Source organism: Kluyvera sp. EC_51 (assembly GCF_019584505.1).
Taxonomy (GTDB): domain Bacteria; phylum Pseudomonadota; class Gammaproteobacteria; order Enterobacterales; family Enterobacteriaceae; genus Kluyvera; species Kluyvera sichuanensis.
The window spans coordinates 1-13,749 of sequence record NZ_VDAG01000092.1; the positions used below are offsets into that span (position 1 = coordinate 1).

13 protein-coding genes are annotated in these 13,749 nt (G+C 56.7%); all 13 read left to right on the forward strand.

The window, feature by feature from the left end:
- On the forward strand, positions 1-99 hold a 99-nt coding region (locus tag FHC49_RS16810), incomplete at its 5' end, for an IS1 family transposase (RefSeq protein ID WP_220423053.1).
- Between the two features lie 30 nt (positions 100-129).
- On the forward strand, positions 130-1,071 hold the full coding sequence (gene lrhA / locus FHC49_RS16815) for a transcriptional regulator LrhA (RefSeq protein ID WP_185666809.1): 942 nt from the start codon (positions 130-132) through the stop codon (positions 1,069-1,071).
- A gap of 626 nt (positions 1,072-1,697) precedes the next feature.
- Positions 1,698-2,144, forward strand: a complete 447-nt coding sequence (gene nuoA / locus FHC49_RS16820) for an NADH-quinone oxidoreductase subunit NuoA (RefSeq protein WP_185666810.1) — start codon at positions 1,698-1,700, stop codon at positions 2,142-2,144.
- Positions 2,145-2,159: 15 nt separating this feature from the next.
- Positions 2,160-2,834 (forward strand): NADH-quinone oxidoreductase subunit NuoB, encoded by a 675-nt coding sequence (gene nuoB, locus FHC49_RS16825; RefSeq protein WP_002913178.1) that lies wholly within the window; start codon positions 2,160-2,162, stop codon positions 2,832-2,834.
- Positions 2,835-2,927: 93 nt separating this feature from the next.
- Positions 2,928-4,733: an NADH-quinone oxidoreductase subunit C/D gene (nuoC, locus tag FHC49_RS16830; protein WP_115073849.1), complete on the forward strand. Its 1,806-nt coding sequence runs from the start codon at positions 2,928-2,930 to the stop codon at positions 4,731-4,733.
- A gap of 2 nt (positions 4,734-4,735) precedes the next feature.
- Entirely contained in the window at positions 4,736-5,236 is a 501-nt protein-coding gene (gene nuoE / locus FHC49_RS16835) for an NADH-quinone oxidoreductase subunit NuoE (RefSeq protein ID WP_035892483.1), read from the forward strand.
- Entirely contained in the window at positions 5,236-6,573 is a 1,338-nt protein-coding gene (gene nuoF / locus FHC49_RS16840) for an NADH-quinone oxidoreductase subunit NuoF (protein WP_115073851.1), read from the forward strand. The genes nuoE and nuoF overlap by 1 nt, the downstream gene beginning before the upstream one ends.
- Before the next feature lie 153 nt (positions 6,574-6,726).
- The gene (nuoG, locus tag FHC49_RS16845) at positions 6,727-9,453 is read left to right on the forward strand and encodes an NADH-quinone oxidoreductase subunit NuoG (protein ID WP_220440364.1); all 2,727 of its coding nucleotides are present in this window, start codon (positions 6,727-6,729) and stop codon (positions 9,451-9,453) included.
- Positions 9,450-10,427, forward strand: a complete 978-nt coding sequence (gene nuoH / locus FHC49_RS16850) for an NADH-quinone oxidoreductase subunit NuoH (RefSeq protein ID WP_185666812.1) — start codon at positions 9,450-9,452, stop codon at positions 10,425-10,427. Before nuoG ends, nuoH begins: the two co-directional genes overlap by 4 nt.
- 13 nt (positions 10,428-10,440) lie before the next feature.
- A complete protein-coding gene (gene nuoI / locus FHC49_RS16855) occupies positions 10,441-10,983 on the forward strand; it encodes an NADH-quinone oxidoreductase subunit NuoI (protein ID WP_000172742.1) in 543 nt (180 codons plus the stop codon).
- A gap of 11 nt (positions 10,984-10,994) precedes the next feature.
- Positions 10,995-11,549 carry an NADH-quinone oxidoreductase subunit J gene (nuoJ, locus tag FHC49_RS16860; RefSeq protein WP_185666813.1) on the forward strand — a complete coding sequence of 185 codons (555 nt, stop codon included), beginning with the start codon at positions 10,995-10,997 and terminating at the stop codon, positions 11,547-11,549.
- Entirely contained in the window at positions 11,546-11,848 is a 303-nt protein-coding gene (gene nuoK, locus FHC49_RS16865; protein ID WP_035892477.1) for an NADH-quinone oxidoreductase subunit NuoK, read from the forward strand. The genes nuoJ and nuoK overlap by 4 nt, the downstream gene beginning before the upstream one ends.
- The gene (gene nuoL, locus FHC49_RS16870) at positions 11,845-13,686 is read left to right on the forward strand and encodes an NADH-quinone oxidoreductase subunit L (protein WP_220440365.1); all 1,842 of its coding nucleotides are present in this window, start codon (positions 11,845-11,847) and stop codon (positions 13,684-13,686) included. The genes nuoK and nuoL overlap by 4 nt, the downstream gene beginning before the upstream one ends.
- The last annotated feature ends 63 nt before the right edge of the window (positions 13,687-13,749 follow it).

Here is a 13,749-nt window from a genome sequence, read left to right on the forward strand (position 1 = left end):
CTGGCAAGGCTGGGACGGAAGTCACTGTCGTTCTCAAAATCGCTGGAGCTGCATGACAAGGTCATCGGGCATTATCTGAACATAAAACACTATCAGTAAGTTGGAGTCATTACCTGTAAGTGGATTAATATGATAAATGCCAATCGTCCGATACTGAACCTCGATCTCGATCTGCTGAGAACCTTTGTTGCTGTTGCCGACCTGAGCACCTTCGCGGCGGCGGCGGCGGCGGTGTGCCGCACTCAATCTGCCGTCAGCCAGCAAATGCAGCGCCTGGAACAACTGGTGGGGAAAGAGCTCTTTGCCCGCCATGGGCGTAATAAGCTCCTCACCGAACATGGCATCCAACTGCTGGGCTATGCGCGAAAAATTCTGCGCTTCAACGATGAAGCATGCACGTCGCTAATGTTTAGCTCCCTGCAGGGGCAGCTAACGCTCGGCTCATCAGATGAGTCCTCTGATACCATTCTCCCGTTCCTGTTGAACCGCATTAGCTCTGCCTATCCGAAGCTGGCGCTGGATGTGCGGGTTAAACGTCACTGCGTGATGGCCGAGATGCTGAAAAGCAAAGAGGTCGATCTGGCGCTGACGACGCATCCGTTGGAAGGTTTTGAGTCGACGATTTTACGTACGTCGCCTACGCTTTGGTATTGTGCGGCGGACTTCACCCTGCGCCCGGAAGAGCCGGTACCGCTGGTGTTGCTCGACGATCCAAGTCCGTTCCGCGATATGATTATCAAAACGCTGGATGCCGCCGGTATCGCGTGGCGTCTGGCATACGTTGCCTCAACGCTCTCCGCCGTTCGCGCTGCGGTTAAAGCGGGTCTTGGCGTGACCGGTCGGCCGGCCGAGATGATGAGCCCGGATCTCCGCGCCCTCGGCAAAGGAGAGGGGATGCCAGACCTACCGGAAACGGAATATATGCTCAGCTACAACGTGGAGAGCGAAAACGAGCTGGCGCAGATGATTTTCCAGTCTCAGGAACAGCGTTACGATCCGTGGCCGAATGCTGGCAGTTATACCTCGGAAGGGGGAGATAATTCCCTTATTCATGAGAGGGACTTTGATTAACAACTCGCTCAAAATGTAGTAACAAAATGTGAATGCAAAAAAGAATCGTAGACGAAGAAAAATCCGTTTGCGGTTCTTTTTTCGTACTTCTACGTAGCCAGAAAAAAAATAAATCTAATAATGTGATAATAATCATGCAATTAGAATTATTTTCCTCTTCAAATGCCCTACCATTAAACGCAAAGTCATATCACCTGCTAATGTTAAAAAAACGGATAGATTGTTGCCGTTTTGCGGGTCGAATTAACAAAAGCGTGTCTTAGATCAAGAAAATACTCCTCATTGGGGGGAGGAATCATTAGAAAATCCTGTCAAAATAGAAGGGTAATTCTTGTTGTCGCTACAAAACGGACACGATTCAACAACAGGTAAACCGCAGGGTCTATTGAGCTGAATCAAATCAAAGGGCACGTAATGTTAATGAAATGCTTTTGATGTAAATTAATGTGAGGAAACTTTTGTTAAAGTTGACAAAAGGTTATAGAAAGGAGTAAAAAACCTCCACATTTTGCGGTCTATGTTTCGAATTGGGCTGTTTGTTGGTTTTTTAATCCTCCCCATGAATCGATGTAGCGTCCATCTGCCGGTAAGAGCAGAGGTGGTAATGCTACTTATTTGGTTAAGCAATGCGTATGTCAACATCCACTGAAATCATCGCTCATCACTGGGCATTCGCTATCTTTCTGATCATTGCCATTGGCCTGTGCTGCCTGATGTTAATCGGCGGCTGGTACCTTGGTGGTCGCGCACGCGCAAGAAGCAAAAACACCCCGTTTGAATCGGGTATCGACTCCGTTGGCTCCGCTCGTTTGCGTCTGTCGGCTAAGTTTTATCTGGTCGCCATGTTCTTCGTCATCTTCGACGTTGAAGCGCTCTACCTCTACGCCTGGTCAACGTCCATTCGCGAGAGCGGTTGGGTTGGCTTTATCGAAGCCGCCATTTTCATATTTGTGCTGCTGGCTGGTCTGGTTTACCTCGTTCGCATCGGCGCGCTTGATTGGACGCCTGCGCGTTCTCGCCGCACGCTGGCTAACCCAGAAACCGACAGCGTCACTAACCGTAATACGCAGTAAAAGCGAGGCAATAAGATGGATTATACGCTCACCCGCATAGATCCTAACGGTGAGAACGACCGTTACCCCCTGCAGAAACAGGAGATTGTTACCGATCCCCTGGAGCAAGAGGTGAACAAAAGCGTGTATATGGGGAAACTCGAACACGCGCTTCACGACATGGTCAACTGGGGCCGTAAGAACTCAATCTGGCCTTACAACTTCGGCCTTTCTTGCTGCTACGTTGAAATGGTGACGTCATTCACTGCGGTGCATGACGTTGCGCGTTTTGGTGCGGAAGTACTGCGTGCGTCCCCGCGTCAGGCTGACCTGATGGTGGTTGCCGGTACCTGCTTCACCAAGATGGCTCCGGTTATTCAGCGTCTGTACGACCAGATGCTGGAACCGAAATGGGTTATCTCAATGGGCGCCTGTGCAAACTCCGGTGGTATGTATGACATCTACTCCGTGGTGCAGGGCGTGGATAAATTCATTCCTGTCGACGTGTACATTCCAGGCTGCCCTCCGCGCCCGGAAGCCTACATGCAGGCGCTGATGCTGCTTCAGGAATCCATTGGTAAAGAACGTCGCCCACTGTCGTGGGTTGTTGGCGATCAGGGCGTTTACCGCGCCAACATGCAGTCGGAGCGCGAGCGTAAACGCGGCGAACGCATTGCGGTGACGAATCTGCGGACACCGGACGAGATTTAATTTGCGCCTGCGGGCGGTGGCACTTTTTGACTTCGCAAACCAATATACAACAGCGCGAAGGCCACCCCCGGCAGTCACCACGGACCTTTTGCAATGGTGAACAATATGACCGATTTAACCGCGCAAGACGCAGCCGCATGGCAAACCCGCGATCACCTTGATGATCCGGTCATCGGCGAGTTGCGCAACCGTTTTGGGCCGGATGCTTTTACCGTTCAGGCCACTCGCACCGGGATACCCGTTGTTTGGGTTAAGCGCGAACAACTGCTCGAAATTGTCGACTTCCTGAAGAGGTTGCCAAAGCCTTACGTCATGCTTTTCGATCTCCACGGCATGGACGAACGTCTGCGTACGCACCGCGAAGGTTTACCTGCCGCGGACTTTTCCGTTTTCTACCACCTGATCTCAATAGACCGCAATCGCGATATCATGCTCAAGGTGGCATTGTCTGAAAACGACCTGAACGTCGCGACCATCACCAAACTTTTCCCGAACGCCAACTGGTATGAGCGTGAAACCTGGGAAATGTTCGGCATTACCTTTAACGGCCACCCGAACCTGCGCCGCATCATGATGCCGCCGACCTGGGAAGGCCATCCGCTGCGTAAAGACTACCCGGCGCGCGCCACCGAATTCGACCCGTTTGAGCTGACGAAAGCCAAGCAGGATCTGGAAATGGAAGCGCTGACCTTCAAACCGGAAGAGTGGGGCATGAAGCGCGGGACCGAAAACGAGGACTTCATGTTCCTCAACCTCGGCCCGAACCACCCGTCTGCGCACGGTGCATTCCGTATTATTCTGCAGCTTGATGGCGAAGAGATTGTCGACTGCGTACCTGACATCGGCTACCACCACCGTGGCGCTGAGAAGATGGGCGAGCGTCAATCCTGGCACAGCTACATTCCGTACACCGACCGTATCGAGTACCTCGGCGGCTGCGTGAACGAAATGCCGTACGTGCTGGCGGTAGAGAAACTGGCGGGTATCACCACGCCGGACCGCGTGAACGTGATTCGCGTGATGCTCTCCGAACTGTTCCGCATCAACAGCCACCTGCTGTACATCTCGACGTTCATTCAGGACGTCGGCGCGATGACGCCGGTCTTCTTCGCCTTCACCGACCGTCAGAAAATCTATGACCTGGTCGAAGCGATTACCGGCTTCCGTATGCACCCGGCCTGGTTCCGCATCGGCGGCGTGGCGCACGACCTGCCTCGCGGCTGGGATCGTCTGCTGCGTGAATTCCTCGAGTGGATGCCGAAGCGTCTGGACTCTTACGAGAAAGCCGCGCTGCGTAACACCATTCTGAAAGGCCGCTCCGTCGGCGTTGCTGCTTATACCGCAAAAGAAGCGCTGGAGTGGGGCACCACCGGTGCTGGCCTGCGTGCGACCGGTATCGGCTTCGACGTACGTAAATGGCGTCCATACTCTGGCTACGAAAACTTCGACTTCGAAATCCCGACCGGCGGTGGCGTTTCTGACTGCTACACCCGCGTGATGCTGAAAGTGGAAGAGCTGCGCCAGAGCCTGCGCATTCTTCAGCAGTGCCTCGACAACATGCCGGAAGGCCCGTTCAAGGCGGATCACCCGCTGACCACGCCGCCACCGAAAGAGCGCACGCTGCAGCACATTGAAACCCTGATCACCCACTTCCTGCAGGTTTCCTGGGGCCCGGTTATGCCGGCGCAGGAGTCCTTCCAGATGGTGGAAGCGACCAAGGGTATTAACAGTTACTACCTGACCAGCGACGGCAGCACCATGAGCTACCGCACCCGTATCCGTACGCCGAGCTATGCGCACCTGCAGCAGATTCCGTCGGCGATCCGTGGCAGCCTGGTATCAGACCTTATCGTCTATCTGGGTAGTATTGATTTTGTTATGTCAGACGTGGACCGCTAATTATGCACGAGAATCAACAACCACAAACCGAGGCTTTTGAGCTGAGTGCGGCAGAGCGTGAAGCTATTGAGCACGAGAAGCACCACTACGAAGACCCGCGTGCGGCGTCCATCGAAGCGCTGAAGATCGTTCAGAAACAGCGTGGCTGGGTACCGGACGGTGCGATTTACGCGATTGCCGAGGTTCTGGATATTCCGGCAAGCGACGTAGAAGGTGTGGCAACGTTCTACAGCCAGATTTTCCGCCAGCCGGTTGGCCGTCACGTGATTCGCTATTGCGACAGCGTGGTGTGTCACATCACCGGTTATCAGGGCATTCAGGCCGCGATTGAGAAGAAGCTCGACATCAAACCGGGTCAAACCACCTTTGATGGCCGCTTCACCCTGCTGCCGACCTGCTGCCTGGGCAACTGCGACAAGGGGCCGACCATGATGATTGATGAGGACACTCACAGCCATCTGACGCCGGAAGCCATTCCTGACCTGCTGGAGCAGTATAAATAATGAAAAATATTATTCTGACTCCCGAAACCCATCCGCTGACCTGGCGTCTTCGCGACGACAAACAGCCGGTGTGGTTGGAAGAGTATCAGGCGAAAAACGGCTATGCCGGTGCGCGTAAAGCGCTCTCCGGGATGGCCCCGGACGAGATCGTCAACCAGGTCAAAGACGCTGGCCTGAAAGGGCGCGGCGGCGCGGGCTTTTCCACCGGTCTGAAGTGGAGCCTGATGCCGAAAGACGAATCCATGAACATCCGTTACCTGCTGTGTAACGCCGATGAAATGGAGCCGGGCACCTATAAAGACCGCCTGTTGATGGAACAGCTGCCGCACTTGCTGGTGGAAGGCATGCTGATCTCCGCGTTCGCCCTGAAGGCGTACCGCGGCTACATCTTCCTGCGTGGTGAATACATTGAAGCCGCACAGCACCTGCGTCGCGCCATTGCGGAAGCGACCGAAGCGGGCCTGCTCGGGAAAAATATTCTCGGCACCGGTTTTGACTTCGAGCTGTTCGTGCACACCGGGGCAGGGCGCTACATTTGCGGTGAAGAAACCGCGCTGATTAACTCCCTTGAAGGCCGTCGTGCTAACCCACGTTCTAAGCCGCCGTTCCCGGCGAGCTCTGGCGTGTGGGGCAAACCGACCTGCGTCAACAACGTGGAAACCCTCTGTAACGTTCCGGCGATTCTGGCCAACGGCGTGGAGTGGTATCAGAACATCTCCACCAGTAAAGATGCCGGCACTAAGCTGATGGGCTTCTCCGGGCGTGTGAAAAACCCAGGCGTCTGGGAACTGCCGTTTGGCACCACCGCGCGTGAAATCCTTGAAGACTACGCTGGCGGTATGCGTGATGGCCTGAAATTTAAGGCCTGGCAGCCGGGCGGCGCAGGGACTGACTTCCTGACCGAATCGCACCTTGACCTGCCGATGGAGTTTGAAAGCATCGGTAAAGCGGGTAGCCGTCTGGGTACCGCGCTGGCAATGGCCGTCGACCACGAGATCGGCATGGTACCGTTGGTGCGTAACCTGGAAGAGTTCTTCGCCCGTGAGTCCTGCGGCTGGTGTACGCCATGCCGCGACGGCTTGCCGTGGAGCGTCAAAATTCTACGCGCCCTTGAGCGCGGTGAAGGCCAGCCTGGCGACATCGAGACACTTGAGCAACTGTGTCGATTCTTAGGGCCGGGTAAAACCTTCTGCGCGCACGCGCCTGGTGCGGTTGAGCCGCTGCAGAGCGCCATTAAATATTTCCGCGAAGAATTCGAAGCAGGCATCAAGCAGCAGTTCAGCAACACCCATGCAATTAACGGGATTCAGCCGAACCTGCTAAAGACGCGCTGGTGATTCCCACAAACTCATTCAGGTTGCATCAAGGCGGCAACTGAGTGAATCCCCGGGAGCTTACATTGGTAAGTGACTGGGGTGAACGAAGGCAGCCAACGCAGAGGCAGCCTGAATGAGGAAGTGGTAACGATTTTTTAATTTGGAAGCACGCTAATGGCTACGATTCATGTAGACGGCAAAGAGTACGAGGTCAACGGAGCGGACAACCTGTTACAGGCATGTCTCTCTATGGGCCTTGATATTCCCTACTTTTGCTGGCACCCGGCGCTTGGGAGCGTCGGTGCTTGCCGCCAGTGTGCGGTGAAGCAATATCAGAACGCGGAAGACACGCGTGGCCGCCTGGTGATGTCCTGTATGACACCGGCATCTGACGGCACCTTTATTTCTATCGACGACGCAGAAGCGAAGCAGTTCCGCGAGAGCGTGGTGGAGTGGTTGATGACTAACCACCCGCACGACTGTCCGGTCTGTGAAGAGGGCGGTAACTGCCACCTTCAGGATATGACCGTAATGACCGGCCATAGCTTCCGTCGCTATCGCTTTACTAAGCGTACCCACCGCAACCAGGACCTGGGGCCGTTCATCTCTCACGAAATGAACCGCTGCATCGCCTGCTACCGCTGCGTGCGTTACTACAAAGACTACGCTGACGGCACCGATCTCGGTGTATACGGCGCGCACGACAACGTCTACTTCGGCCGTCCAGAAGACGGTACCCTGGAAAGCGAATTCTCCGGTAACCTGGTTGAAATTTGCCCGACCGGCGTATTTACCGATAAGACGCACTCCGAGCGCTACAACCGTAAGTGGGACATGCAGTTTGCACCAAGCATCTGCCAGCAGTGCTCCATCGGCTGTAACACCAGCCCGGGCGAGCGTTACGGCGAACTGCGTCGTATCGAAAACCGCTATAACGGTACCGTTAACCACTACTTCCTCTGCGACCGCGGTCGTTTCGGCTATGGCTATGTGAACCTGAAAGACCGTCCGCGTCAGCCGGTTCAGCGTCGTGGCGATGACCTCATAACCCTCAACGCCGAGCAGGCGATGCAGGGCGCGGCGGATATTCTGCGTCAGTCGAAGAAGGTGATTGGTATCGGTTCTCCACGTGCGAGCGTGGAAAGCAACTTCGCGCTGCGTGAACTGGTGGGTGCGGATAACTTCTACACCGGCATCGCCAAAGGCGAGCAGGAACGTCTGCAGCTGGCGCTGAAAGTGCTGCGCGAAGGCGGCATTCATACGCCGGCGCTGCGTGACATCGAATCTTACGATGCGGTACTGGTGCTGGGCGAAGACGTTACCCAGACCGGCGCTCGCGTCGCGCTGGCGGTACGCCAGGCGGTGAAAGGTAAAGCGCGAGAAATGGCAGCGGCCCAGAAAGTGGCTGACTGGCAGATTGCGGCAATCCTGAACATCGGCCAGCGTGCTAAACATCCGCTGTTTGTCACCAACGTTGACGACACCCGTCTGGACGATATCGCCGCGTGGACCTACCGCGCACCGGTAGAAGATCAGGCGCGTTTAGGCTTCGCCATTGCCCATGCGCTGGACAACAACGCGCCGGCGGTTGACGGTATCGATCGCGACCTGCAGGGCAAGATCGACGTGATCGTTCAGGCGCTGGCCGGGGCGAAAAAACCACTGATTGTCTCCGGCACCAACGCCGGTAGCGCTGAAGTGATTCAGGCTGCAGCGAACGTGGCGAAAGCCCTGAAAATGCGCGGTTCTGACGTTGGCGTGACGATGATTGCTCGTGCGGTGAACAGCGTTGGCCTCGGCATGATTGGCGGCGGCTCTCTGGATGACGCCCTGAACGAGCTGGAAAGCGGCGCTGCCGATGCGGTTATCGTGCTGGAAAACGACCTGCACCGTCATGCGGCTGCCAGCCGTGTGAACGCGGCGCTGGATAAAGCTCCGCTGGTGATGGTCATTGACCATCAGCGCACGGCGATTATGGACCATGCGCACCTGGTGCTCTCGGCGGCAAGCTTTGCTGAAAGCGACGGTACGGTCATCAACAACGAAGGTCGCGCACAGCGCTTCTTCCAGGTGTATGACCCAAGCTACTACGACAGCAAAACCATCATGCTGGAAAGCTGGCGCTGGCTGCACTCGCTGCACAGCACCCTGGAAAACCGTCAGGTTGACTGGACTCAGCTGGACCACGTGATTGACGCTGCCGTCGCGGCGCTGCCGCAGCTGGCGGGCATTAAAGATGCTGCGCCGGATGCGACCTTCCGCATTCGTGGTCAGAAGCTGGCGCGTGAACCGCACCGCTACAGTGGCCGTACGGCCATGCGCGCGAACATCAGCGTTCACGAACCGCGTCAGCCGCAGGATAAAGACACCATGTTCGCCTTCTCTATGGAAGGGAACAACCAGCCGGGCGCGCCGCGCTCGCAGATCCCATTCGCATGGGCTCCAGGCTGGAACTCCCCGCAGGCATGGAACAAGTTCCAGGCGGAAGTGGGCGGCAAACTGCGTCACGGTGACCCGGGCGTACGTCTGATTGAAGCGTCTGCTAACGGTCTGGATTACTTCACCACCGTACCGGCAGGCTTCCAGGCTGAAGCCGGAAAATGGCGCGTGGCCCCGTACTACCATCTGTTTGGTAGCGACGAGATGTCACAGCGCGCACCGGTGTTCCAGAGCCGCATGCCGCAGCCTTACCTCAAGCTCAACCCGGCCGATGCCGCGGCGCTTGGCGTAAACGAAGGCGCGAAGATGGCGTTCAGCTTTGATGGTCAGACGGTCACGCTGCCGCTGGTCATTTCCAGCGGGCTGGTGGCAGGGCAGGTTGGTTTGCCGATGGGCATGCCGGGCATTGCTCCAGCACTGGCGGGCGCGCGTCTTGAGAATCTGCAGGAGGCACAGCAATGAGTTGGTTAACGCCGGATCTGATTGAGATCCTCCTTAGCATCATCAAGGCCGTGGTCATCCTGCTGGTGGTCGTCACCTGCGGGGCGTTCATGAGCTTCGGTGAACGTCGCCTTCTGGGCCTGTTCCAGAACCGCTACGGGCCAAACCGCGTGGGCTGGGGCGGTTCGCTCCAGCTGGTTGCCGACATGATCAAAATGTTCTTTAAAGAGGACTGGGTTCCGAAATTTACGGACCGCATGATCTTTACGCTGGCACCGGTTATCGCCTTCACCTCGCTGCTGCTGGCCTTCGCCATTGTGCCGGTCAGCCCAAGCTGGGTGGTCGCCGACCTCAACATCGGGATCCTGTTCTTCCTGATGATGGCGGGTCTCGCGGTTTACGCGGTGCTGTTCGCCGGCTGGTCGAGCAACAACAAATACTCGCTGCTGGGTGCGATGCGTGCGTCTGCGCAGACCCTGAGCTACGAAGTGTTCCTGGGTCTGTCTCTGATGGGCGTGGTGGCGCAGGCCGGTTCATTCAACATGACCGACATCGTCAATAACCAGGCTCACCTGTGGAACGTCATTCCTCAGTTCTTCGGCTTCATTACCTTTGCGATTGCGGGCGTGGCGGTATGTCACCGTCACCCGTTTGACCAACCGGAAGCGGAGCAGGAACTGGCCGATGGTTACCACATCGAATATTCCGGTATGAAATTCGGTCTGTTCTTCGTGGGTGAATACATCGGTATCGTCACCGTGTCGGCGCTGATCGTGACGCTGTTCTTCGGTGGCTGGCAAGGCCCGTTCTTACCGCCATTCATCTGGTTCGCGCTGAAAACCGCGTTCTTCATGATGATGTTCATTTTGATTCGTGCGTCGTTACCGCGTCCTCGTTATGACCAGGTAATGTCCTTCGGCTGGAAAGTGTGCCTGCCGCTGACGCTCATCAACTTGCTGGTAACGGCGGCTGTCATTCTCTGGCAGCAGCCATAAGGGGCTATAGACCATGACCTTAAAAGAATTACTCGTAGGCTTCGGCACCCAGGTACGCAGTATCTGGATGATCGGCCTGCATGCGTTCGCCAAACGCGAAACGCAGATGTACCCGGAAGAGCCGGTCTACCTGCCGCCGCGCTATCGTGGCCGTATCGTGCTGACGCGCGACCCGGACGGCGAAGAGCGCTGCGTTGCCTGTAACCTGTGCGCGGTAGCCTGCCCGGTTGGCTGTATCTCTCTGCAGAAAGCAGAGACCAAAGATGGCCGCTGGTATCCGGAGTTTTTCCGCATTAACTTCTCACGCTGCATCTTCTGCGGCCTGTGTGAAGAAGCGTGCCCGACCACGGCGATTCAGTTGACCCCGGATTTCGAACTGGGCGAATACAAGCGTCAGGATCTGGTGTACGAAAAAGAGGATCTGCTGATTTCCGGTCCGGGCAAATACCCGGAATATAACTTCTACCGGATGGCGGGTATGGCAATCGACGGCAAAGATAAGGGCGAAGCAGAGAACGAAGCTAAGCCTATCGACGTCAAGAGCCTGTTACCGTAAGGAGAGGGGCAATGGAATTCGCTTTTTATATCTGTGGCCTGATTGCTGTCCTCGCGACCCTGCGAGTGATTACGCACACTAACCCGGTACACGCGCTGCTGTATCTGATTGTCTCGCTGCTGGCTATTGCCGGGGTGTTCTTCTCGCTGGGCGCTTACTTCGCCGGTGCGCTGGAGATCATCGTCTATGCGGGCGCCATCATGGTGCTGTTCGTCTTCGTGGTGATGATGCTGAACCTGGGCGGCGCTGAAATCGCCCAGGAACGTCAGTGGCTGAAGCCGCAAATCTGGATTGGCCCGGCGGTTCTGTCCGCCGTGCTGCTGGCGGTGATGGTGTACGCCATCATGGGCCTGAACGACCAGGGTATTGACGGTAACGCTATCAGCGCCAAAGAAGTCGGTATTGCCCTGTTCGGGCCGTACGTACTGGCGGTTGAACTGGCATCGATGCTGCTGCTGGCAGGCCTGGTTGTGGCCTTCCATATCGGTCGTGAAGACCGCATGGGCGAAGTGCTGAGCAACCGTGCTGGCGATAGCGCGAAAAGGAAAACGGAGGAACACGCATGATTCCTTTACAACATGGGCTGATCCTCGCGGCGATTTTATTCGTGCTGGGTTTAACCGGTCTGGTTATCCGCCGCAACCTGCTGTTTATGCTGATTGGGCTGGAAATCATGATTAACGCCGCCGCGCTGGCCTTCGTGGTCGCCGGCAGCTACTGGGGCCAGACCGACGGTCAGGTGATGTATATCCTCGCCATTACCCTCGCGGCTGCGGAAGCGAGTATTGGCCTGGCGCTGCTGCTGCAGCTCCATCGTCGCCGCCAGAACCTGAACATCGATTCAGTAAGTGAGTTGCGCGGATGAACATGCTTGCCTTAACCATTATTCTGCCATTCATTGGCTTCGTTCTGCTGGCCTTCTCCCGCGGACGCTGGTCGGAGAACCTCTCCGCTACCGTTGGCGTCGGGTCGATTGGCCTCGCGGCGCTGGTCACGGCGTTTGTCGGTATGGACTTCTTTGCCAACGGCAAGCAGGCTTTCAGCCTGCCGCTGTGGACGTGGATGTCCGTCGGCGACTTCAACATCGGTTTTAACCTGGTGCTGGATGGCCTGTCCCTGACCATGCTCTCCGTGGTGACCGGCGTCGGCTTCCTGATCCACATGTTCGCCTCCTGGTATATGCGTGGGGAAGAGGGTTACTCTCGCTTCTTCGCCTACACCAACCTGTTTATCGCGAGCATGGTGGTGCTGGTGCTGGCCGATAACCTGTTGCTGATGTACCTCGGCTGGGAAGGCGTAGGCCTGTGCTCCTATCTGCTGATCGGTTTCTACTACACCGATCCGAAGAACGGCGCAGCGGCCATGAAAGCCTTCGTGGTGACCCGTGTCGGTGACGTATTCCTGGCGTTCGCGCTGTTCATTCTCTACAACGAGCTGGGCACGCTGAACTTCCGCGAAATGGTTGAACTGGCACCGGCGCACTTCGCCGCGGGCAACAACATGCTGATGTGGGCAACCCTGATGCTGCTGGGCGGTGCGGTAGGTAAATCCGCGCAGTTGCCGTTGCAGACCTGGCTTGCGGATGCGATGGCTGGCCCAACCCCAGTTTCTGCGCTGATCCACGCGGCGACCATGGTGACCGCTGGTGTTTACCTGATTGCCCGTACCCACGGCCTGTTCCTGCTGACGCCGGAAGTGCTGCATCTGGTCGGTATTATTGGGGCGGTAACGCTGGTGCTGGCAGGCTTTGCCGCGCTGGTACAGACCGACATCAAACGTGTACTCGCTTACTCCACCATGAGCCAGATTGGCTATATGTTCCTGGCGCTTGGCGTACAGGCATGGGATGCGGCGATTTTCCACCTGATGACCCACGCGTTCTTCAAAGCGCTGCTGTTCCTGGCGTCCGGCTCGGTGATTCTGGCCTGCCATCACGAACAGAATATCTTCAAGATGGGTGGCCTGCGTAAGTCGATTCCGCTGGTGTATGCCTGCTTCCTGGTCGGTGGTGCCGCGCTCTCCGCGCTGCCGCTGATTACCGCTGGCTTCTTCAGTAAGGACGAAATCCTTGCCGGTGCGATGGCGAACGGTCATATCAACCTGATGGTTGCGGGCCTGGTCGGCGCATTCATGACCTCGCTCTACACCTTCCGTATGATCTTCATCGTCTTCCACGGCAAAGAGCAGATTCACGCCCACGCAGGGAAGGGGATTACTCACCACCTGCCGCTGATCGTGCTGATGGTGCTGTCGACCTTTATCGGCGCGCTGATTGTGCCACCGCTGCACGGCGTACTGCCGGCAACGACCGAACTGGAACACGGCCGCGTGCTGACGCTGGAAATCACCTCGGGTGTCGTGGCGATTGCCGGGATCCTGATTGCCGCATGGCTGTGGCTGGGCAAACGCACGCTGGTGACCTCCATCGCCAACAGCGCGCCTGGCCGCCTGCTGGGGACCTGGTGGTATAACGCCTGGGGCTTTGACTGGCTGTACGACAAGGTGTTCGTGAAGCCGTTCCTTGGCATCGCCTGGCTGCTGAAGCGCGACCCGCTCAATGCCTTGATGAACATTCCGGCTATCCTCTCACGCTTCGCAGGCAAAGGCCTGGTACTGAGCGAGAACGGGTATCTGCGCTGGTATGTTGCGTCAATGAGCATCGGTGCCGTGGTGGTGCTGGCGTTGTTGATGGTATTGCGTTAATTCGTTGGGGAGGAGTTTCCTCCCCATGAAAATGTCGTGCTGTTTTCCTGTTCTGGCAGGCTT

Excerpts from the sequence above, each read along its gene's own strand:
- nuoG (WP_220440364.1), top strand. The coding sequence starts at position 6,727 with ATGGCTACGATTCATGTAGACGGCAAAGAGTACGAGGTCAACGGAGCG.
- nuoB (WP_002913178.1), top strand. The coding sequence starts at position 2,160 with ATGGATTATACGCTCACCCGCATAGATCCTAACGGTGAGAACGACCGT.
- nuoJ (WP_185666813.1), top strand. The coding sequence starts at position 10,995 with ATGGAATTCGCTTTTTATATCTGTGGCCTGATTGCTGTCCTCGCGACC.
- nuoF (WP_115073851.1), top strand. The coding sequence starts at position 5,236 with ATGAAAAATATTATTCTGACTCCCGAAACCCATCCGCTGACCTGGCGT.
- nuoH (WP_185666812.1), top strand. The coding sequence starts at position 9,450 with ATGAGTTGGTTAACGCCGGATCTGATTGAGATCCTCCTTAGCATCATC.
- nuoK (WP_035892477.1), top strand. The coding sequence starts at position 11,546 with ATGATTCCTTTACAACATGGGCTGATCCTCGCGGCGATTTTATTCGTG.
- lrhA (WP_185666809.1), top strand. The coding sequence starts at position 130 with ATGATAAATGCCAATCGTCCGATACTGAACCTCGATCTCGATCTGCTG.
- nuoE (WP_035892483.1), top strand. The coding sequence starts at position 4,736 with ATGCACGAGAATCAACAACCACAAACCGAGGCTTTTGAGCTGAGTGCG.
- nuoL (WP_220440365.1), top strand. The coding sequence starts at position 11,845 with ATGAACATGCTTGCCTTAACCATTATTCTGCCATTCATTGGCTTCGTT.
- nuoC (WP_115073849.1), top strand. The coding sequence starts at position 2,928 with ATGGTGAACAATATGACCGATTTAACCGCGCAAGACGCAGCCGCATGG.
- nuoI (WP_000172742.1), top strand. The coding sequence starts at position 10,441 with ATGACCTTAAAAGAATTACTCGTAGGCTTCGGCACCCAGGTACGCAGT.
- nuoA (WP_185666810.1), top strand. The coding sequence starts at position 1,698 with ATGCGTATGTCAACATCCACTGAAATCATCGCTCATCACTGGGCATTC.